Source organism: Streptomyces sp. bgisy100 (genome assembly GCF_057709105.1).
On the sequence record NZ_JBYITE010000019.1, the window covers coordinates 1 to 20675 of the forward strand.

Here is a 20675-nt window from a genome sequence, read left to right on the forward strand (position 1 = left end):
TTCCGTGTATTTGTGGCCCCCAGGGCCGTAAATATACGTTCCGGAACCCCCCACCCCGGAGGCCCCGGCACCCGCCCCCACACCGCGCAGCCGCGCCCCGAACCCCGGCCCGGCAGGGCACCCCGCACCCCGCACCCGGCCCCGACCCCGACCGCACCCGCACCCGCACCCGCACCCGCACCCGCACCCGCCCCAAACAGCAGCAGCGCCCGCCGCGGAACGAGAAACGTTCCGCGGCGGGCGCTGCCGTCCCGCTCCGGGCCCTACGGCCCCAGACCTACAGACCTACGGCCCTACAGCCCTACGGCATCCAGGCCTTCCAGACATCCGGGTGCTTCTTGACCCACCGCTCGGCCGCCTCCTCGGGAGGCAGCTTGTCGGCGGCGATCATCTCCGACACCTCGTTCTGGTCGTCCTTGGACCAGTGGAACTTCTTGAGGAACTCGGCGGCCTTGCCGCCCTTCTTCGCGAACTCCGTGTTGAAGTTCTTCTGCAGCGGAGTCTTCGGATAGGCGCAGTCGATGGCCTCGGGGTCCTTCGCACCGCACTTGTCCGTGTACTTCGGCAGCTTCACCTCGACCATCGGCACCTGGTTGAACAGCCACTGCGGCTCGTACCAGTACGTCAGGAACGGCTTCTTCTGCTTGGCGAACTGCTTGATCTGGGTGATCTGCGCAGCCTCGGAGCCGGAGAACACCACCTGGTAGTTCAGGTGGAGGTTCTTCACCAGCGCCTTGTCGTTGGTGACGTACGACGGCGAACCGTCGAGCAGCTGGCCCTTGCCGCCGCTCTCCGGGGTCTTCAACTGGTCCGCGTACTTGTTGAGGTTCTTCCAGTCGGTGACGTCCGGGTGCTTGTCCGCGAAGTACTTGGGCACGAACCAGCCGATGTGGCCGGTCACCCCCAGATCGCCGCCGGCGGTGATCGTCTTCTTGTCCTTGATGTACCGCTGTTCCTGCTCCGGGTGGCCCCAGTCCTCCAGGATCGCGTCCACCCGGCCCTGGCCGAGCGCGTCCCAGGCAGGGATCTCGTCGACCTGGACGGTGTCCACGCGGTAGTCCAGCTCGTTCTCGAGCAGGTACTGCGCAACGGCGACATTCGCCTGCGCACCGACCCAGGACTGGACCGAGAGCGTCACGCTCTTCGCGCCCTCGGCGTTGGCGTACGGCGACCCCTGTTTGGTCATGTCCGCCGCGCCGCAGCCGCTCGCACCGAGCAGGGCGGCACCGGAGGCGAGAGCGGCGAGCAGCTTCGTCCGCATGCGTATCCGGGCCATGTCAGGCCCCCTTCCGGCGTTCCGTGGGCTGGGTGACGCGGTCGAGCATCAGCCCCAGGCAGACGATCGCGGCGCCCGCGACCAGGCCGGTGGCCAGCTCACCGCGCGCGATGCCCGCCACCACGTCGTAGCCGAGCGCACCGCCGCCGACGAGTCCGCCGATGACGACGACCGCGAGGACCAGGACGACGCCCTGGTTGACGGCGAGCAGCAGCGCCGGCCGGGCCAGCGGCAGCTGGACCTGGCGCAGTTGCTGCAGGCTCGTGGCGCCCATGGACCGGGCGGACTCCAGAGCGGCCGGGTCGACCTGACGGAGCCCCGTGGTGGTGATGCGGACGACGGCGGGCAGCGCGTAGACGACGGCTGCTGCCGCCGCCGGGGCGCGGCCGACCATGAACAGCGCCACGACCGGGATCAGGTACACGAACTGCGGCATGGTCTGGAAGACGTCCAGCACCGGTCGCAGCAGCTTCTCCACCCGCGCGCTGCGGGCCGCGGCGATGCCGATGGCGAAACCGAGCACCAGCGTGACCGCCACCGAGGCCAGCACCTGGGACAGCGTGTCCAGCGACGGCTTCCACACCCCGAGGACGCCGATGGTGGCCATGGCGAGAACGGCGGTCAGCGCGGTGCGCCAGGTGCCGATCAGCCAGGCCAGCGCGGCCACGACCAGCAGTACCAGCCACCAGGGCATGCCCTGGAGGCCGCTGCGCAGCGGGTCGAGGATCCACGAGGTGAAGTGCCCGGCCCAGTCGGCGGTGCCGCCGACGACCGGCACACCGGTGTAGATGTGGTCGACCATCCAGTCCTTGGCCGTGTTGACCGGCTCGGCGATGGCGACGGTCCAGCTCTCCGGCCAGGTGAGGCTGCCCGACAGGCGCGCGGCGAGGGCGAGGACCGCGGTGACGGCGGCGACGGCGGTCCAGCCGCGCCAGCCGCGCAGCAGCGGGGAGCCGGTCGGCTCGGCGCCGATCCGCTCACCGGCCGCGCCCGTCGTCCGGTCGAGGACGACGGCGAGCAGCACGATCGGGATGCCCGCGGCGAGCGCGGCGCCGACGTCCACCGAGGACAGGGCCTGGTAGACGCGGTCACCGAGACCGCCCGCGCCGATGACGGACGCGATGACGGCCATGGACAGCGCCATCATGATCGTCTGGTTGACGCCGAGCAGCAGCTCCTTGCGGGCGAGCGGCAGCCGGGCGGTCAGCAGCCGCTGCCGGCCGGTGGCGCCGAGGGAGGCGACGGCCTCCATGACCCCGGCGTCGGCGTTGCGCAGGCCCAGGGCGGTGAGCCGGGTGATCGGCGGCACCGCGTAGATGACGGTCGCGATGACCGCGGCCGGCACGCCGTTGCCGAAGACCATCACCATGGGGAGCAGGTACGAGTAGGCGGGCAGCACCTGCATGGTGTCGAGCACGGGCCGCAGTCCGCGGTACGTCCGCTCGGAGAGCCCGGCGGCGAGGCCGAGCAGTCCGCCCAGGATGACGGAGAACGCGACCGCCACGACCATCAGCGCGAGGGTCTGCATGGTCGGCACCCACATGCCGAGCAGGCCGCACACAGCGATGGAGACCGCGGCGGTGAGCGCGAGACGGATCCCCGCCAGACGCCAGGCGATCAGCCCGGCGGCGGCGGTGACCCCGGCCCAGCCGAGGGCGAGCAGCAGCAGGTAGACCGCGCGTACGGAGAGCACGACGGCATTGCTGATGTGCCCGAAGAAGTACAGGAACAGCGGGTGGCTGTCGCGGTTGTCGCTGATCCAGTCGCTGGCGGTGCCGAGCGGCTCGGTCAGGTCGACGGTGAGTGCCTTGGGCCACAGGCCCGACGCCCACTGCGCGTCGGCGAGGGGCACCAGCACAGCCGCGGCGACGGCGAGCAGCAGCAGCTTGCCGAGGGCGCGGTTGCGGAGGAGAGCGGAGAGCGGCCGGACGGGGCCGGTGCTCTCGGCGGCGGTGACGGTGGCCATCAGACCGGCACCTCCTCGCCTTCCGGTTCGCCCTCGGTGCCGGCGACGACGCCGAGCAGGCGCTCGTGGTCGACGATGCCGAGCAGCTTGCCGTCGGACATGACCCGGGCGGCCGGGTCGCCGGAGCGGGCGACGGCCGCGATGGCCTGGGAGACGGTGGCGCTCGGGGCGAGGGCGGGGCCGGTCACGGACTCACCTGCGTCCAGCGGGCGCATGGCGCTGCGGACGGTGATGACCTGCTCGCGGGCCACGTCGCGGACGAACTCCCGGACGTAGTCGTCGGCCGGGGAGCCCACGATCTCCTCGGGGGTGCCCAGCTGGACGATCTCGCCGTCGCGCATCAGCGCGATCCGGTCGCCCAGGCGCAGTGCCTCGCTGAGGTCGTGGGTGATGAAGACCATCGTCCGGCCCTCCTCGCGGTGCAGGCGGATGACCTCTTCCTGCATGTCGCGGCGGATGAGCGGGTCGAGGGCGCTGAACGGCTCGTCGAAGAGGAGCACCTCGGGGTCGACGGTGAGGGCGCGGGCCAGGCCGACGCGCTGCTGCTGGCCGCCGGAGAGCTGGCTGGGGCGGCGCTGCTCGAACCCGGCGAGGCCGACCTTCTCCACCATCTCGGCGGCCCGGGCGCGTCGTTCGGCCTTCTTCACGCCCTGGATCTCCAGGCCGTAGGCGACGTTGTCGAGGACGGTGCGGTGCGGCAGCAGACCGAAGTGCTGGAACACCATGGCGGCGCGGTGGCGGCGCAGTTCGCGCAGCCGCCCCGAGTCCATGGCCAGCACGTCCTCGCCGTCGATGGCCAGTTCGCCGCTGGTGGGCTCGATGAGCCGGGTCAGACACCGGACGAGCGTGGACTTGCCGGAGCCGGAGAGGCCCATGACGACGAAGACCTCGCCCTTGCGGACGTCGAAGGAGACGTCGCGGACGGCGACGGTGTTACCGGTCTTCTGACGCAGTTCCTCGGCCGACAGGCCGGCCTCGGGGCTGCCGGGGATCCGGCCGGCCTTGGGACCGAAGACTTTCCACAGGTTGCGGACGGAGAACACCGGCTCGGTGGTCGTACTCATCACGCATCACCTCCCGGTGTGGTCTGCTGGAGCAATTCGGCGCACTTCTCCCCGACCATCAGGACCCCGATCATCGGGTTGACGGCGGGCATCGTGGGGAAGACGGAGGCGTCGGCGATGCGGATGCCGTCGAGGCCACGGATCTTCAAATCGGGGCCGACAACGGCCTGGTCGTCGCCGACCGCGCCCATCCGGCAGGTGCCCGCCGGGTGGTAGACGGTGTGGGCGACCTTGCGGGCGTACTCGCTGATCTCCTCGTCGGAGGTGACCTCCGGGCCGGGGCAGACCTCGCGCTTCAGCCAGTGGGCGAAGGGCTCGGTCTTCGCGACCTCACGGGCGATCTTGATGCCGTCGACCAGCGTGCGGCCGTCGTAGTCGTCCTCGTCGGTGAAGTACCGGAAGTCCAGCGCGGGCTTGACCTCGGGGTCGGCGCTGGTCAGGTACAGCCGGCCGCGGCTGCGCGGCTTGGGGATGTTCGGGGTCATCGACACGCCGTGCTCGGGCTTTTCGTAGCCCAGCCGCTCCGGGTTGTCGGTGAACGGGATCTGGTAGAAGTGGAACATCAGGTCCGGCCCGCGCGACTCGGGGTCGCGGCGCACGAAGAGCCCGGCGTCCGAGTCCATCGCGGAGTTCTCCGGGATGGGCCCGTCGGTCTCCCAGACGATGACCGACTCGGGGTGGTCGAGCAGGTTCTCGCCGACGCCCGGCAGGTCGACCGAGACCGGGATCCCCAGCGCCTCCAGGTCCTTCCGCGGCCCGATGCCGGAGTGCATCAGCAGCCGGGGGGTGTCCACCGCGCCGGCGCAGACCAGCACCTCGCGGCGGGCCTCGATCAGCTCTTCCGCGCCGTCCTTGGAGCGGACGTGGACGCCGGTGGCACGCGAGCCGTCCAGCTCCAGCTTGTAGGCCCAGGTCTCCAGCAGCAGGTGGAGGTTGGGGCGGTCGCCGGCCTCCATGTGCGGGTGGAGGTAGGCGACGGAGGCGGAGGACCGCTTGTTGTTCTCCGGGTGGTAGGCCAGGTCGAAGAAGCCGACCCCCTCGTGGAACGGCTTCTTGTTGAAGCCCTCCACGCGGGGGACGTTCAGCGCGGCCTGCGCGGCGTCGACGAAGTCCCGGGCGATGGCGTTCCGGTCGTTCTCGTCGACGGCGACGATGTTGTTCCGCAGCTTGTGGAAGAACGGGTCCATGGACGCCGCGTCCCAGCCGTCGGCCCCGGCCTCGGCCCACTCGTCCCAGTCACCGGGCAGCGGCTTGAAGCTGATCAGGGTGTTGTGCGAGGAGCAGCCGCCGAGCACCTTGGCGCGGCTGTGCCGGATGTGGGAGTTGCCGCGCGGCTGCTCCGTGGTGGGGTAGTCGTAGTCCAGGTCCCCGCCGAGCAGGCCGAGCCAGCGCCGCAGCGTGAGGACGTCGGGACGGTCGACGTCGGACGGGCCGCCCTCGATCACGGCGACGGTGACATCCGGGTTCTCGGTGAGGCGGGAGGCGATCACCGATCCCGCCGTGCCGCCGCCGACCACGACGTAGTCGTAAACAGTCAAGGGGTTGTGCTCCTCTGCAAAGTGCGTGCGTGCTGCGCGGTGCTGCGAACAGTCGGGCGGTCAGCCCGAGAACCAGCGCACGGGGCGCGGGTTCAGGTTCTGGTAGACGTGCTTGGACTCGCGGTACTCCGCCAGGCCGGCCGGGCCCAGCTCACGGCCGACGCCGGACTTGCCGAAGCCGCCCCACTCGGCCTGCGGGAGGTACGGGTGGTAGTCGTTGATCCACACGGTGCCGTGCCGGAGCCGTCCGGCGACGCGCCGCGCACGGCCCGGGTCGGAGGTCCACACGGCGCCCGCGAGGCCGTACTCGGTGTCGTTGGCCAGGGCGACGGCGTCGTCCTCGGTGTGGAAGGTCTCCACGGTGAGGATCGGGCCGAAGGTCTCCTCCCGCACCACACGCATCTCGCCGTGGCAGTAGTCCAGGACGGTCGGCTCGTAGAAGTAGCCGGTGGCGGGGCGCACCTCGGACGGCGCGGGGCGGTTGCCGCCGCAGCGCACCACCGCGCCCTCCTCGCGGGCGGAGGCGACGTAGGCCTCGACCTTGGCGAGCTGCTGCGCGGAGACCAGCGGGCCGCACTCGACGCCGTCCTCGGTGCCGCGGCCGAGCTTGATCTTCTCGGCCCGGCGGGCGAGCTCGGCGACGAACCGGTCGCGCACCGACTCCTCGATGATCAGCCGGGCACCGGCGGAGCACACCTGGCCGCTGTGGATGAAGGCCGCGTTGAGGGCCTGGTCCACGGCGGTGTCGAAGCCCTCCTCGGTCGCGCACGCGTCGGCGAAGACGACGTTGGGGTTCTTGCCGCCCAGCTCCAGGGCCACCTTCTTCACCGAGGGCGCCGCGGCCTGCATGACCTTGGTGCCGCTGGCGAGGCCGCCGGTGAAGGAGACGAGGTCGACGTCCGGGTGGTCGGAGAGCCGGGCGCCGACCGGGTCGCCCGCGCCGGTGACCAGGTTGGCGACACCGTTCGGCAGGCCCGCCTCGAGAAGCAGCTTCACCAGGTGGACGGTGGACAGCGGGGTGACCTCGCTGGGCTTGAGCACAAAGGTGTTGCCCGCGGCGAGCGCCGGGGCCACCTTCCAGCTGGCCTGGAGCAGCGGGTAGTTCCAGGGGGTGATCATCGCGCAGACGCCCACCGGCTCGTGCACGACGACGCTGTGCACCTCGGGGGAACCGGCGTCCACGACCCGGCCGCCGCTCTCGTTCATCACGAGGTCCGCGAAGTAGCGGAAGGCGTTGGTCACGTCGTCGACGTCGACCCGGCCCTCCTCCAGGGTCTTGCCGGTGTCCCGGCTCTCGATGAGCGCGATGTCCTCGCGGTCCCGCTGGAGCAGGTCGGCGACGCGGCGCAGCAGCGCGGCGCGGTCGGCGACGGGGGTGTGCGGCCAGGGGCCGGAGTCGAAGGCACGCCGGGCGGCGGCGATGGCCGCGTCGGTGTCGTCCGCGCCACCCTCGGCCACCAGCGCCAGAGTCTTGGCGTCGGCGGGGTCGAGGACCTCGCGGGTGGCACCGGATGCGGCGGCGCGCCACACGCCGTCTACGTGGATCGTCTCAGTTGCCGACACGTTGAGTTCTGCCTTCCCTGCCTGAAATGTTCCGCGCTGGGTGCAACCCAGCAGCAGGGACCCCTATCCCGAACTCAAAAACGTATGCCTAAAGGTTAACGCTAAGTGGCCTGTCTCACGTGGCGACTGAGGAACCGCCTACCCGGAGGCTCTCATAACCACCCAACTCTGGACATGGGTTGTGACCACCCACACATCGTCAGAAGTGAGGCGGGCCACAACGCCGAAGCGCCCCCGGTGGCGGTGCCGGCCGGGGGCGCTTCGGGTGCGCCGGGGTGTGCGCGGTGGTGCGGATCAGATCAGGCCGAGACCGCGGACGGCGTCGCGCTCCTCGGCGAGCTCCGCCACCGAGGCGTCGATGCGGGTCCGGGAGAAGTCGCTGATCTCCAGGCCCTGCACGATCTCGTACTTCCCGTCCTTGGTGGTGACCGGGAAGGAGGAGATCAGGCCCTCCGGGACGCCGTAGGAGCCGTCCGACGGGATGCCCATCGAGGTCCAGTCGCCGTCGGCGGTGCCGTTGACCCAGGTGTGGACGTGGTCGATGGCGGCGTTGGCGGCGGAGGCGGCCGAGGACGCGCCCCGGGCCTCGATGATCGCGGCGCCGCGCTTGGCCACGGTCGGAATGAAGGTGTCGGCCAGCCACTTCTCGTCGTTGACGACCTCGGCGGCGTTCTTGCCCGCGACCTCGGCGTGGAAGATGTCCGGGTACTGGGTGGCCGAGTGGTTGCCCCAGATCGTGAGCTTCCGGATCTCGGAGACCGGGACACCGGTCTTCTTCGAGAGCTGGGACAGCGCACGGTTGTGGTCCAGGCGGGTCATCGCGGTGAAGCGCTCGGCCGGCACGTCCGGGGCGGCGGCCTGCGCGATCAGCGCGTTGGTGTTGGCCGGGTTGCCGACGACGAGCACCTTGATGTCGTCCGCGGCGTGGTCGTTGATGGCCTTGCCCTGCGGCTTGAAGATGCCGCCGTTGGCCTCGAGCAGGTCACCGCGCTCCATGCCCTTGGTACGGGGGCGGGCGCCGACCAGCAGGGCGACGTTCGCACCGGCGAAGCCCACGTTCGGGTCGTCGGTGATCTCGATGTCCTGGAGCAGCGGGAACGCGCAGTCGTCGAGCTCCATGGCGGTGCCCTCGGCGGCCTTCAGCCCCTGCGGGATCTCCAGCAGACGGAGCTTGACCGGCACGTCCGCGCCGAGGAGGTGACCGGAGGCGATGCGGAAGAGCAGCGCGTAGCCGATCTGGCCGGCGGCGCCGGTGACGGTGACATTGACGGGAGTGCGGGTCATGGCGATCTCCTGCTTGCGAACCTGGCGGTGGGTGTCCCTGCCCTGTGTGGTGGGTCTCCGGCCCGGCGTCAGCCTTCTTGGGTACTGCGGGAGACCCGCCCGTCAGGCTATCCTGCGCGGCCCTCCGCGAACCCCCGGCCCCGTGTGGTGCGGCTCACCGGAGCCCCCGCGGGCTCACCCGAGCCCCTGCCGCCGGCGCGGACGGCGTCCTGCGCAGCGGCCGGCCTCCCCACAAAGGGGTGGCGGCCGCTCGCCCTGAGGGGGGGGATGGCGAGCGGCCGCCGGGGGGTGGACCGTACCCGTGGGGGGTGCCGAACGCCTTCCCCACTCCCCCAGGGGCATGCCTACCAATTTCAGCCGGATCGGTGGCCGGATCTGCACCTACGGGCACGGGCTCACGGAACGCCTCCCTCCGCCCGCGCGACCCGCCGATACGCCCGCCGGGCGACCCCACCGTCCCGCCCGGTTTCCACTCGGGAACGGGCAGGTCCGGCGGGCGGCGGGGGCGGCGATCAGCGGGGCCGGCGATCAGCGGGGCCAGTGGCCGACGGGTCCGGTGAACGGCAGGGGCGGTGAACGGCGGGTCCGGCGGCCGACGGGTCCGGCGGCCGACGTGGGCGACGGATCCCGCGGCCGACGGGACCCGGCCGGCAGCCGGCGTCTTCCCTGGGCGGCAGGACCGGCCGCCCAGGGAAGGCCGGCGGCCGGCAGACGCGGCAGATCCAGCAGAACCGGCAGAACCGGCAGGACCCCGGTCAGCCGGTGCGCGGCTGCGCGCAGCCCTGCTGACCGGCCTGCGTCCGGATGCACCCCTCGGCCCCGTCCGGCGTCTCCGCCGCGACCATCTGCGTGTACGCCTCGGTGCCCGGGCCCGCCGAGTCGCTCTCCGCCTGCCCGCCCGCGGTGATCTTGACGGTGTCACCGGGAGCGGCCTGGGTGATCCGGGCCCAGGACGCCGCGCAGACGGTGCTGTGCCGGACCTCGATGAACGCGGTGCCGACCGTCGCGTCGGCCACCGTCTTCGCGTACTTGCCGCCGCAGCCCATGGTCTCCGGGTCCTTGCCCGAGCAGGACTCGCCGGTGCACTTCACCCCGGGCGGCAGCTTCGGGGCCTTCGACACGGTGGGCTTCGGGGCGGGCTTGGCCGCCCGCGCCTCCTCGTCGCCGCCGGAGCCGGGGCCGAAGAGGAGCACGGCGGCGGTGACCAGCAGCAGGGCGCCCACGACACCGCTGACCAGCAGCGCCGTGCGGCGGCGCGGCCGGTCGCCGCCGTCGCCGTCGCCCCGTCCCGCCGGTTTCACGGGGCCGGGGCCGTCCGCGACGCCCGGCCCGTCCCCGCCCTGCGCGGCGGACGACACCGCCCCCGGGGCGCCCAGGTCGAAGGCGGCCGCCCCGGCCGCCGGCTGCGGCCGGCCGGTGTCCTTGGCGCCGCCGCGGCGGACCGGCGGCGCGGCCCGCTTGCCCGGCCCGGGTTTCTTCCCGCCCTTCGCCTCGAACTCCTCCAGCGCGGCCCGCGCCTGGGAGACCCGGATCGCCTCCATCGTGACGTCGTGCCGCATCTCGGAGCGGCTCCAGGCACGCTCCGCGAGCTCCCACATCGTGGTCAGATGGCCGGAGTTGGCCCCGGTCACCTCCGCGAAGGCGATCACGGCGCGCTGGGGAGGCAGCAGCCTCCCGTTGAGATAGCGCTCCCACGACGTCCTGCTGTAGCCGGTCCGGTCCGCCACTGCGGCGATACCCAAGCCACTGCGGTCGACGAGCCTGCGGAGCTGGCCGGCGAACTCCCGCACCTGCGGATCGAGCTCTTCCGGCAGCGCCCTCCAACGAGGCATGTGCCTCCCCCTGTTCCCCCCGTGCCGTGCTGATGTCCTCCCGGCGCCGTGAGCCCTCCCCCGAGGCTCTGGCCCGGGACCGCACACGGTGATGCATCACCGGGGATGTCAATTCCCTCCGGAGGGGCGTGCGGACAGGCGCACCGGGACTACGCCCCCTACGCGCCCCTCGGTCCTTCCGATTGTCGCACTGGCTCGCGGGTGCGCGGTTGCAACCGGGTGACAGTTGTTGCGTAAGCGCAGCACCTCGATGGAACGGTCACCGCCGTGCCACAGGCGGCTACGGCCCATTGAGTCCCGGGCCCCGTTCCAAGATCCTCTATGGGCGGCACCGGGCGACCGGGGCGGACTCCGGGCCCGCCGGCCCGACGGACCGGCACCCGGAGAACGCCGGCATTCCGGTTCCGCTTAGGAAACGCAGCGGCGCCCGTCCTCCCACGGGGGAGAGGACGGGCGCCGCTGTTCGGTTCATCGCCGCGCACGGAATTCACCGCACGTGCCCGGCCGGAGACGCTCCGGCACCGGACCGGCGGCTCGCTCGCGGAGGCCCGGCCGCGGGCACCCCCCGCAGGGAGAAGTCGCGGCGGGGAGACGTCACTCCACGGAGAAGTGGGCCACGTCCTCCAGCCACGGGATGTCCAGCCAGGGGTTGGGCTGGATCATCATCGCCAGCAGCACGATGACCAGGCCCAGTCCGCCGTAGGTGGCCATGTCGGTGAACTTCGACCGCACGGCCAGCATGCCCACCGACGGCAGGACGCGCCGCAGCACCGCGGCCGCGATCAGCGAGAGCCCGATGATGAGCGTCCCCGCCCGGCCCGCGTCGGTCGCGACGACCAGCAGGCCGACCGCGGTCCCGCCGATGACGGCGATCAGCGGCCACTGGCGCGCGGGGGCCGGCGCCCCGCCGGACGCGGCCCGTCCGCCGCCCTCCGGCCGGGCGGTGTCCCGGGTCAGCCGGGGGAACCGACGGCTGCGGGCCGGCCGGACCGCGTCGGCATCCGTTCCTTCGCCGTCCGCCGGCTCCGCACCGGAGCCGGCCTCGGATCCGGAACCGTTCTCGGCGCCGGGACCGGTCTCGGATCCGGAACCGCTCTCTGCGCCGGCGTCGGTCTCGGCGTCTGGACCGGTGCGCGCGTCGTCAGAACCGGTACGCGCGCCGGAGCCGGCCGCCGCACCGTCCGCGCCCGGGCCGCCCGCCGAGGCGGAGGCCGTGGCGGCAGCGTTCGGGGCGGGCGCGGCGTCCGTGCCGGGCGCGTCCGCCGCAGCACCGTCCGCCGTCCCGGCGGCGTGCGCGGCCTCGTTCGGCACGGTCTCGTTCACCACGGTCTCGTTCAGCGCCGTCTCCGCCGCCGCGCCACCGGTCCCGCGCACCGCGCCGTCGGATCCGGACGTCCGGTCCGGGCCGGTCTCTTCAGCCATGGCTGCCACCGCCCCTTCCCGGTCAGCCTGCGGCGAGCGCATGCCGTTCGGCTGCCTCGACGACGTTCTGCACCAGCAGGGCGCGGGTCATCGGGCCGACCCCGCCGGGGTTCGGGGAGATCCAGGAGGCGACGTCCGCCACGCCGGGGTGCACATCGCCGACGATCTTGCCGTCCTCGTCCCGGCTCACGCCCACGTCCAGCACGGCGGCGCCCGGCTTCACGTCCTCCGGCTTCACGATGTGCGTGGCACCGGCGGCGGCGACCACGATGTCCGCCTGGCGCAGCTGCGCGGAGAGGTCACGGGTGCCGGTGTGGCAGAGGGTGACGGTGGCGTTCTCGGACTTGCGGGTGAGCAGCAGACCGATCGAGCGGCCGACGGTCACACCGCGGCCGACGACCACCACATGGGCGCCGTTGATCTCCACACCGTGCCGCCGCAGGAGCGTGATGATGCCGTTGGGCGTGCAGGGCAGCGGCCCCGGCTCGTTCAGCACCAGCCGGCCGAGGTTGGTGGGGTGCAGCCCGTCGGCGTCCTTGGCCGGGTCCATCAGCTCCAGGACCCGGTTGGTGTCGATGCCCTTGGGGAGCGGCAGTTGGACGATGTAGCCGGTGCAGGCCGGGTCCTCGTTGAGCTCCCGGACCACGGCCTCGATCTCGTCCTGGGTGGCCGTCTCGGGCAGCTCCCGCTGGATGGAGGCGATGCCCACCTGCGCGCAGTCGCGGTGCTTGCCCGCGACGTACCACTTGCTGCCCGGGTCGTCCCCGACCAGCAGGGTCCCGAGACCCGGGGTGATGCCACGGGCCCGGAGGGCCTCCACGCGGGCGGCGAGCTCGGACTTGATCGCGGCTGCGGTGGCCTTGCCGTCGAGAATCTGGGCGGTCATGGGTCCATCCTCCCGGATCGGGGTCCCGTCGATCCAATCAGGGCTTCCGTCTCATGAAGGTTACCGATTCGCCACCTTTGAGGATCTTGGCTGGACAATCTGTTGACACGGGCACGACGATGGTGCGGAATCGCGGCGTTACGGGGGCGGGCCGCTGTTGCACTTGACGGATCCAACCTCCGTGCGCGCTTGTCATCCGTACCAGCGCTCGGAGGAAGTCATGAGCTATCCCGACCCGAACAACCCGTATGCCCAGCCCCAGCAGGGCCAGAACTACGGCTACCCGCAGCAGCAGCCCCCCGGCCAGCCGGGCTACGGCTACCCGCAGGCCCCGCCGGTCAGCCAGGGGTACGGCGGCTACCCGGGCGGCGCTCCGACGACCATGCCGGGCGGCGTGACCGCCTCCCGCATCCTGCTCTTCGTGATCGCCGCGTTCCAGGTGATCGGCGCCGCGCTCTTCATGTTCACCGCCGTCGCGGTGGGCAAGGCCCAGGACGACCCGCTGTACAAGGACGACGTGCAGTTCCAGCAGCTCGCCGACTTCTCGACGGGCGCCATCTACGGGTTCGCCGTGGTGGTCCTGGCCTGGGGCGTGCTCGCCGTCTTCCTCGGCGCGAAGTTCGGCAAGGGCGGCAACGGCATACGCGTCACCGGCATCGTCTTCGCCTCGATCACCGCGGTGCTCGGCATCTACCCGTTCATCCTGGTGGGCCTGGTCCACACGATCCTGAGCATCCTCGTCATCGTGTTCCTGGCCAAGGCCGACGGTGCCGCCTGGTTCAACCGCCCTCGCTACTGAGGGCCGCCGCCGGCAGCACACGCAACCCCGAGGGGCGCACCGCAGAAACGGTGCGCCCCTCGCGCCGCGTTGCCAGCGTGATCTGCGCCTCAGTAGCCTGAACGCCGCCGATCCTCGACCGGGAGGAACGTAGGTGTTCAGCGTCATCGTGGTGCCCGACGGATCCCGGGGCCCGGACTCCCAGCTGCGGCTGGAGCCCGGGGCGACGCTCCGCTTCGGCCGCACGGGCATACGGCCCTCCGGCGACGCTCCGTTCCTGGCGATCGACCATGCGGGGGTGTCCCGTTCGGCCGGTGAGATCACCGCGACCGCCACGTTCTGGACGCTGACCAACCGCAGCCGCCGGCAGACCTACGTCGTGGAGAACCCCGAGGGCGCCGGGGAACACATCAAGATCGGCCCGGGCCGCGTCGACGCGCCCGTCCCCTTCGAGTTCTCCCGTGTCGTCCTGCCCGCCGGCAACGACCTGGTGGGCTTCGACGTCTGGGCCCCGCGCCACGACTACCTGGAGAACAGCGAGGGCACCGGCGGCGAACCCACCGCCCTGCCCTTCCCGCTGGACCGCGGCAAGCGCTACTTCCTCGTCCTCGCCGCGCTGTGCGAGCCGCGGCTGCGCGGGGAACCGCACGCCCCGCTGCCGACGGTCGAACAGGTCGTGGAGCGCCTGAAGCCGGTGTGGCCCGCGGTGAACCGCACCACCGTGCAGTGGAACATCGACTATCTCGCGGTGAAGCTGCGCCTCAAACCGCCGCCGGAGAGCGCCCCTTCGGCCCCGGGCGGCGGCACCCGGCTGAACGGCAAGAAGGAGTCGCTGGTCTCCCTCGCCCTCCGCTTCGACCTGGTGCGGGAGGACCAGCTCGGCGTCGTCGAGGGGAAGCCCCGGTGAGCGGCGGCCCGTTCGCGGTCCAGGTGCCCAAGGGGTACCGGGTCGGCGGCTGGGAGGTGCGCGAGCCGCTGGCCAGCGGGGCGTTCGGCAGCGTGTACGCGGCCCGGCGCCGCGGCCCGGCCGGTAACGGACCGCCGGACCTGCCCACGACCGCGGCGCTCAAGTTCCTTCCCACCGGCACCCGCACGCCCCGCCAGCTGCGCCATCTCGCGGAGCTGGCCGGGCGCGAACTCGACCTGCACCGCCGGCTGCGCCGCCCGCGGCTGATCCGGATGTACGAGGCGCTGACCGTCGACGATCCGGAGCACCCGGAGCTCGACGGGGCCACCGTGCTCGTCCTGGAGCGCGCCCGGGAGTCGCTGGACGCCGTCGTCGAGCGGGCCGGCGGCGGGCCCGTGGCGGACGGCCCGGCCCTGCTCGCGCAGGTCGCCGAGGGGCTGGCGCAGCTGCACCAGGCGGGCTGGGTGCACGGCGACCTCAAGCCCGGCAATGTCCTGCTGCTGGACCGCCAGGGCTCCCGGGGGCCCGAAGTGCGGCTCGGCGACTTCAATCTGGCCGCCGAGCTGGAGGGCACCCACGCGTACACCCCGGCGTTCTCCACCCCGGACTACACGCCTCCGGAGCTGCTCTGGTCGGACATCGGCGAGCGCGGCCAGCAGATCCGGCCGACCGCCGACATCTGGGCGTTCGGCGTGGTCGCGCATCTGCTGCTGACCGGGACGCTGCCGATGCCCGGCGCCTCCGTCCCCGCCCGGCGCGACGCGACCGTGCGGTACGCCCGCGGCGCCGAGGAGCTGCGGCTCTCCCCCGGCCTGTCGCCGGCGTGGCGCCGGCTCGTCGCCGACTGTCTCGCCCGCACCCACGAGGAGCGCGCCGCGCACCCGGCCCGCGCGGTGCTGCGCCGGGTGGAGGAGCTGGCCGGGGTGGGCCGCTCCCCGCGGCTGCCGCAGCGGCTCGCCCGGCGGCTGTCCGGACCGGCCTCGCGCCGCTCCCGGGCCCTGGTCGGGGTGTCCGCCGCCGCGGCCACGGTCGCGGTGGCGGCCCTCGGCTACGGCGTGGGCGTGCTGGGCGAGGGCGGCGGGGCCGCGGCGGACGGGAAGGCGGCCCGCGCCGCCTACGGCCGGGAGGAGTTACGGACGGACGCGGGCGTACCGGTGGCGTACCGCCGGCTGATCGTCAACGCCGCGCACCGCTGCACCCAGGAGGAGGTGACCCCGGCGCTCATCGCCGCGCTGCTCAAGGCGGAGAGCAACTTCGACCCGGACCTCTCCGACCCGGCCCGCGACGAGTACGGGATCGCCCGGTGGACCCCCCGGGTCCTCGGGTCCTACCTCCCGCCGGACGAGGTGCCCGCGACGGGCGAGCCGGAGCCGCCGTTCCCGCCCGAGGTGTCCATCCCGGCCGTCGGCCGCTACCTGTGCGTGATCGCGCCGCGCCTGGACCCCGGCCTGCGGGGCGACCGCCAGGTGCTGGTGGCCGTGGCGTACCGGACCTCGTTCGCCCGGGTGAACGAGGCGGGCGGGGTACCGGAACGCAACCGCGGCTACGCGGACCGGGTGGCGCGCCACCTCAAGAAGTACACCCCTCGCGAGGAGCGATGACCCTCGCAGGTCCGAGGTTCCGCACCGCCCGGCGCGGGGCGAGGATCGGGTCCGACGGGGAGGGGGTCTCCCGGGGGAGCCCCGGTCCCCGCGCCGGGTGCGCGGGGACCGGGGCACGGAGACCGGGTCGGCCCGTCGGCCGGGACAGGAGAAGCCCCGGCCGACGGGCCGGGGCTCCTTCACGGACTTCCGGAACGGACTTCCGGAGACGGCGTTCCTGTCCGGTGCCCGGACGGTGTCCTGCTTCCGGGCGGTGTCCTGGTGGCGGTGTCCCTGGTGGAAGCGGACTCCTAGTGGAAGAAGTGGCGCGTCCCGGTGAAGTACATCGTCACGCCCGCCTTCCGCGCGGCCTCGGCGACCTGCTCGTCGCGGACCGAACCGCCGGGCTGGACCACGGCCTTGACGCCGGCCGCCGTCAGCACCTCCAGTCCGTCGGGGAACGGGAAGAAGGCGTCGGAGGCGGCGCAGGAACCGGCCGTCCGCTCGGCGCCGGCGCGCTCCACGGCGAGCTTCGCCGAGTCGACCCGGTTCACCTGGCCCATGCCGACGCCGACGGTCGCGCCGTCCTTGGCGAGCAGGATGGCGTTGGACTTGACGGCCCGGCAGGCACGCCAGGCGAAGGCCAGCTCGCGCAGGCCCGCCGCGTCCAGCGGCTCGCCGGTGGCGAGCGTCCAGTTGGCCGGGTCGTCGCCCTCGGCCTGGAAGGCGTCGCTCTGCTGGAGCAGCACACCGCCGGAGACCGGCTTGAGGTCGCCCGGCTGGAGCGGCGTGCCCTCGACCCGCAGCACCCGGATGTTCTTCTTGCGGGCCAGCACCTCGACGGCGCCGTCCTCGTAGCCGGGGGCCGCGATCACCTCGGTGAAGATCTCGGCGACCTGCTCGGCCATCGCCACGCTCACCGGGCGGTTGACGGCGATGACGCCGCCGAACGCGGAGAGCGGGTCGCACTCGTGGGCCCGGCGGTGGGCCTCGGCCACGTCCCCGGCGATCGCGATGCCGCACGGGTTGGCGTGCTTGATGATCGCGACGCAGGGCTCGTCGTGGTCGAACGCGGCGCGGCGGGCGGCCTCGGTGTCGATGTAGTTGTTGAAGGACATCTCCTTGCCGTGCAGCTGCTCGGCGTTGGCGATGCCCTCGGGGGTGCCGTCGGTGTAGAGGGCGGCGGCCTGGTGCGGGTTCTCGCCGTAGCGGAGGACGTTCTTGCGCTCCCAGGCGCCGGCGACGAACTCCGGCAGGCCCGCGGAGCCCTCCTCGGGGGCGTAGCTGCCGGTGAACCAGGAGGCCACGGCCACGTCGTAGGCCGCCGTGTGCTGGAAGGCCTCGGCCGCCAGCCGCTTGCGCGCCGCGAGGCCGAAGCCGCCCTCGCGGACCGCGGCCAGCACGTCGGCGTACCGCTCGGGGCTGGTCACCACGGCCACCGAGGGGTGGTTCTTCGCGGCGGCGCGGACCATGGACGGGCCGCCGATGTCGATCTGCTCGACGCACTCGTCGGGGCTCGCGCCGGAGGCGACGGTCTCCCGGAACGGGTAGAGGTTCACCACGACCAGCTCGAACGGGGCGACGCCCAGCTCGTCGAGCTGCGCGCGGTGCGCGTCCAGCCGCAGGTCGGCGAGGATGCCGGCGTGGACGCGCGGGTGCAGGGTCTTCACCCGGCCGTCCAGGCACTCGGGGAATCCGGTGAGCTCCTCGACCTTGGTGACGGGCACCCCGGCGGCGGCGATCCGCCCGGCCGTGGAACCGGTCGAGACCAGCTCGACGCCCGCCGCGTGCAGGCCCTGGGCCAGCTCCTCCAGGCCGGTCTTGTCGTAGACGCTGATCAGCGCGCGACGGATGGGCCGCTGCGTCCCCTCGGCGGTCACAGATCCCTCGTTATTCACCGACATGTACCTTTCGTCCATCAATGCTGTAGCCGTGGCGGGCCAGGCGCCCCACGACATCGACGAGCAGCGCTCGCTCGACTTCCTTGATCCGCTCGTGCAGAGCGGCTTCGTCGTCCTCGTCCCGCACCTCGACCACGCCCTGGGCGATGATCGGGCCGGTGTCGACGCCGTCGTCGACGAAGTGGACGGTGCACCCGGTCACCTTCACGCCGGCCGCGAGCGCGTCGCGGACGCCGTGGGCGCCGGGGAAGCTGGGCAGCAGGGCGGGGTGCGTATTGACGAACCGGCCGCCGAACCGGGCGAGGAATTCCTTCCCCACGATCTTCATGAAGCCCGCCGAGACGACCAGGTCGGGCCCGTGCGCCGCGGTGGCCTCGGCGAGCGCCAGGTCCCATGCGGCACGGGTGGGGTGGTCCTTCACCCGGCACACGAAGGTCGGAATCCCGGCGCGCTCGGCACGTTCGAGGCCCGCGATGTCGTCGCGGTCGGCTCCCACCGCGACGATCTCGGCGCCGTACCCCTGCGGGGCGGCCGCGATCGCGTCGAGCAGGGCTTGGAGGTTCGTACCGGAACCGGAGACGAGCACGACCAGCCGGGCCGGTCCGGAGCGGGGACGGGACGAGGACACAAGGAGCTCTTTCGTGGCAGCCCTCCCGGCAATCGGGGGAGGGACCCTGCGGTTGGCGGGGTTTCCGGGTCGTAGAGTCGTACAAACGAAGGGATTCCCGCGATACGGAAGACCCTACGAAGCCCTCGAACGTCAGCAACGATACCGGCACACCGAACGGCCCCCACGGGACGGGGGCGCGCGCGGAAGGTAGCGTCTGCGTCACGGACCCGTCCCGCCCGGGGCCGGGCCCCGGACGGCCCGGACCCTCCAGGGGAGACGACGACACAAGGGGAAGACACACTCCAGATGCCGGACCGACGCCGCCGCGCGGCTCTCCGACTCCCGCTCTCCACGGCACCCTCCCTCGACCCGGCGGGGCTGCCGTGGGGACCGGCGGCTGCGCCGGTGCCGCTGCTGCGCGAGCGCCGGCCCTCGGCGTCCCCGTCCCCGGACGGGGAGGACAACCCCTTCGCTCCTCCGCCGGAGGGCCGCCCGGACCAGCCCTGGCGGCCCCGCACCCCGCGGGGCGGCGACCACGACGGCCGGCCCGGCGGGAGCGGCGGCAGCGGCGACGGGCAGGGGAACGGCGGCCGGGGGAACGGCGGGGGCGGCGACGGACAGGACGGGAACGGGCAGGACGGCAACGGGCAGGGCGAGGACGGCCGGAGCCGGCAGCAGCACTGGGGCAGCCAGTGGAGCAGCCGTCAGCCCGGCCGGCAGAGCGGCGGCTTCGGCGCCCGACCCGGCCCGGGACCGCAGCAGAACGACGACGCCGGCCGCCCCGACGGCGAGGGCGGCCAGAAGGGCCCGGGCGGCCCGGCCGGCCTGCGCTGGGACCCCACCGACCCGCTCCAGCGGCGCGCCCGCTACGCCCTGCTCGCGGGCATGTGGGCCTTCTTCTTCGCGCTGTTCAGCATTCCCGAGGTGGCCCTGCTGCTGGGCGCCCTCGCGCTCTACTGGGGGGTCAGCTCCCTGCGCGGGAAGCCGGTCCGCCCGCGGACGGGCGCGGCGGCCGCGGACGTCGTCCGGACGGGTGCCACGGCCGAGCCGGGGACACCGGGCGACGGCACCGGAAGCGCACCCGTCGGCAACCCCCGGCAGCAGACGACGGCGGCGGTCAGCGGACTGGTCACCGGAAGTCTCGCCCTGGCGATCGTGGCGGCGACCTTCTCCTTCCAGATCGTCTACCGCGACTACTACACCTGCGTGAACGACGCCCTGACGCAGTCGTCCCGGCACTCCTGCGAGGACCTGCTCCCCGAGCAGCTGCGCCCGCTGCTGAGCACCCGCAACTGACCCGCGGGGCGCTGTCGGTGGCGGCGTACAGAATGGCCCGCATGACCGACACGCCCGGCGACGACCGCCGCTTCCCGCCCGCCCTGTCCGACGTCGCGCGGGTCGAGTTCGACTACGGCGAGGAGGGCGAGGGCGTCGACTTCGAGCCGTACGGCGCCTTCGACTCCCCGGAGGAGACGACCCGGTGGCTGCGCCTGTGGACCGGGAACCACGAGCTGGACGGCGACGCCTACCGGATCTTCGGCCAGAACGGCGGCGACGGACTCGCGGCCCTCTGGCGCATACGGCCCGGCCGTCCCCTCGCCGAGCAGCCGGTGATCTTCATGGGCTCCGAGGGCGAGCGCGGTCTGGTGGCCGGCTGCCTCTCCGACTTCCTGTGGGTGCTGGCCGACGGCTTCGGCCCGATGGAGGCCGCGCTGTACGACGAGCGGGAGGCGAGCCCCGACGGGTCCCTGGCCGAGCTCGCGACGCGGCACGCGACCACACCGCGCCGGCCTGCCCGGGAGATCATCACCGAGGCACGGGCCGCCTTCCCGTCCTTCTCCGCGGACCTCGACGCGCTCTGCCGCTGAAGGGGCGGGGGCTCCGAGCGCGGCGTCGTGGGCGCGGCAGGGAGGTCCGGGGCGGCTGTCGCGGGGCGCGGCAGAACGGTCCGGGGCGGTGCGTCCGGGAACGGTCCGCGGCGGCCCGGGGCGGGGCGCCGGGGAGCGCGGCCGGTGGGGCTTCGGGGTCGGTGGGGCTTCGGGGTCGGTGGGGCTTCGGGGGCGGTGGG

16 protein-coding genes are annotated in these 20675 nt (G+C 73.0%); 5 read left to right on the forward strand and 11 right to left on the reverse strand.

What is annotated here, in order from left to right; translation table 11 throughout:
• Positions 1-301: 301 nt before the first annotated feature.
• The 9 genes from AC3EQ1_RS15290 to AC3EQ1_RS15330 form a co-directional block, all read right to left on the reverse strand.
• The gene (locus AC3EQ1_RS15290) at positions 302-1276 is read right to left on the reverse strand and encodes an ABC transporter substrate-binding protein (RefSeq protein WP_432094851.1); all 975 of its coding nucleotides are present in this window, start codon (positions 1274-1276) and stop codon (positions 302-304) included.
• A 1-nt stretch (position 1277) separates the two neighbouring features.
• Complete coding sequence (locus AC3EQ1_RS15295) at positions 1278-3242, reverse strand: ABC transporter permease subunit (RefSeq protein WP_432094852.1); 1965 nt, start codon at positions 3240-3242, stop codon at positions 1278-1280.
• Positions 3242-4306, reverse strand: coding sequence for a quaternary amine ABC transporter ATP-binding protein (locus AC3EQ1_RS15300; protein ID WP_432094853.1), 1065 nt, complete (start codon positions 4304-4306; stop codon positions 3242-3244). The genes AC3EQ1_RS15295 and AC3EQ1_RS15300 overlap by 1 nt, the downstream gene beginning before the upstream one ends.
• Complete coding sequence (locus AC3EQ1_RS15305) at positions 4306-5844, reverse strand: GMC family oxidoreductase (RefSeq protein ID WP_432094854.1); 1539 nt, start codon at positions 5842-5844, stop codon at positions 4306-4308. Before AC3EQ1_RS15305 ends, AC3EQ1_RS15300 begins: the two co-directional genes overlap by 1 nt.
• 60 nt (positions 5845-5904) lie before the next feature.
• Positions 5905-7407, reverse strand: a complete 1503-nt coding sequence (locus AC3EQ1_RS15310; RefSeq protein ID WP_432094855.1) for an aldehyde dehydrogenase family protein — start codon at positions 7405-7407, stop codon at positions 5905-5907.
• 294 nt (positions 7408-7701) lie between these two features.
• A complete protein-coding gene (locus AC3EQ1_RS15315) occupies positions 7702-8691 on the reverse strand; it encodes a malate dehydrogenase (protein WP_432094856.1) in 990 nt (329 codons plus the stop codon).
• Positions 8692-9446: 755 nt separating this feature from the next.
• Positions 9447-10523, reverse strand: coding sequence for a helix-turn-helix domain-containing protein (locus AC3EQ1_RS15320; protein WP_432094857.1), 1077 nt, complete (start codon positions 10521-10523; stop codon positions 9447-9449).
• A 594-nt stretch (positions 10524-11117) separates the two neighbouring features.
• Positions 11118-11945, reverse strand: a complete 828-nt coding sequence (locus AC3EQ1_RS15325; protein ID WP_432094858.1) for a DUF3017 domain-containing protein — start codon at positions 11943-11945, stop codon at positions 11118-11120.
• Positions 11946-11967: 22 nt separating this feature from the next.
• Positions 11968-12831: a bifunctional methylenetetrahydrofolate dehydrogenase/methenyltetrahydrofolate cyclohydrolase gene (locus AC3EQ1_RS15330; protein WP_432094859.1), complete on the reverse strand. Its 864-nt coding sequence runs from the start codon at positions 12829-12831 to the stop codon at positions 11968-11970.
• Positions 12832-13051: 220 nt separating this feature from the next.
• Between AC3EQ1_RS15330 and AC3EQ1_RS15335 the strand changes: the two genes are divergently transcribed.
• From AC3EQ1_RS15335 to AC3EQ1_RS15345, 3 genes are all read left to right on the forward strand, one after another.
• Complete coding sequence (locus tag AC3EQ1_RS15335; RefSeq protein WP_432094860.1) at positions 13052-13630, forward strand: hypothetical protein; 579 nt, start codon at positions 13052-13054, stop codon at positions 13628-13630.
• Positions 13631-13763: 133 nt separating this feature from the next.
• Positions 13764-14516, forward strand: a complete 753-nt coding sequence (locus AC3EQ1_RS15340; RefSeq protein WP_432094861.1) for an FHA domain-containing protein — start codon at positions 13764-13766, stop codon at positions 14514-14516.
• Positions 14513-16117: a protein kinase domain-containing protein gene (locus AC3EQ1_RS15345; protein ID WP_432094862.1), complete on the forward strand. Its 1605-nt coding sequence runs from the start codon at positions 14513-14515 to the stop codon at positions 16115-16117. Before AC3EQ1_RS15340 ends, AC3EQ1_RS15345 begins: the two co-directional genes overlap by 4 nt.
• Before the next feature lie 290 nt (positions 16118-16407).
• Here AC3EQ1_RS15345 and purH read toward each other — a convergent pair whose 3' ends face one another.
• Together purH and purN are read right to left on the reverse strand one after the other, a co-directional pair.
• Positions 16408-18000, reverse strand: coding sequence for a bifunctional phosphoribosylaminoimidazolecarboxamide formyltransferase/IMP cyclohydrolase (gene purH, locus AC3EQ1_RS15350; protein ID WP_432094863.1), 1593 nt, complete (start codon positions 17998-18000; stop codon positions 16408-16410).
• A complete protein-coding gene (purN, locus tag AC3EQ1_RS15355) occupies positions 17987-18625 on the reverse strand; it encodes a phosphoribosylglycinamide formyltransferase (RefSeq protein WP_432094864.1) in 639 nt (212 codons plus the stop codon). The genes purH and purN overlap by 14 nt, the downstream gene beginning before the upstream one ends.
• Before the next feature lie 288 nt (positions 18626-18913).
• On the opposite strand from purN, the gene AC3EQ1_RS15360 reads away from it, so the two are divergent.
• Together AC3EQ1_RS15360 and AC3EQ1_RS15365 are read left to right on the forward strand one after the other, a co-directional pair.
• Positions 18914-19903: a hypothetical protein gene (locus tag AC3EQ1_RS15360; RefSeq protein ID WP_432094865.1), complete on the forward strand. Its 990-nt coding sequence runs from the start codon at positions 18914-18916 to the stop codon at positions 19901-19903.
• Between the two features lie 41 nt (positions 19904-19944).
• A complete protein-coding gene (locus tag AC3EQ1_RS15365; RefSeq protein WP_432094866.1) occupies positions 19945-20475 on the forward strand; it encodes an SMI1/KNR4 family protein in 531 nt (176 codons plus the stop codon).
• Positions 20476-20675 lie beyond the last annotated feature (200 nt).

Bases quoted from the DNA above. Each gene is read 5' to 3' on its own strand.
- AC3EQ1_RS15290 (WP_432094851.1), bottom strand. From the start codon at position 1,276: ATGGCCCGGATACGCATGCGGACGAAGCTGCTCGCCGCTCTCGCCTCC.
- AC3EQ1_RS15295 (WP_432094852.1), bottom strand. From the start codon at position 3,242: ATGGCCACCGTCACCGCCGCCGAGAGCACCGGCCCCGTCCGGCCGCTC.
- AC3EQ1_RS15300 (WP_432094853.1), bottom strand. From the start codon at position 4,306: ATGAGTACGACCACCGAGCCGGTGTTCTCCGTCCGCAACCTGTGGAAA.
- AC3EQ1_RS15315 (WP_432094856.1), bottom strand. From the start codon at position 8,691: ATGACCCGCACTCCCGTCAATGTCACCGTCACCGGCGCCGCCGGCCAG.
- AC3EQ1_RS15320 (WP_432094857.1), bottom strand. From the start codon at position 10,523: ATGCCTCGTTGGAGGGCGCTGCCGGAAGAGCTCGATCCGCAGGTGCGG.
- AC3EQ1_RS15325 (WP_432094858.1), bottom strand. From the start codon at position 11,945: ATGGCTGAAGAGACCGGCCCGGACCGGACGTCCGGATCCGACGGCGCG.
- AC3EQ1_RS15330 (WP_432094859.1), bottom strand. From the start codon at position 12,831: ATGACCGCCCAGATTCTCGACGGCAAGGCCACCGCAGCCGCGATCAAG.
- AC3EQ1_RS15335 (WP_432094860.1), top strand. From the start codon at position 13,052: ATGAGCTATCCCGACCCGAACAACCCGTATGCCCAGCCCCAGCAGGGC.
- purH (WP_432094863.1), bottom strand. From the start codon at position 18,000: ATGTCGGTGAATAACGAGGGATCTGTGACCGCCGAGGGGACGCAGCGG.
- AC3EQ1_RS15360 (WP_432094865.1), top strand. From the start codon at position 18,914: ATGCCGGACCGACGCCGCCGCGCGGCTCTCCGACTCCCGCTCTCCACG.
- AC3EQ1_RS15365 (WP_432094866.1), top strand. From the start codon at position 19,945: ATGACCGACACGCCCGGCGACGACCGCCGCTTCCCGCCCGCCCTGTCC.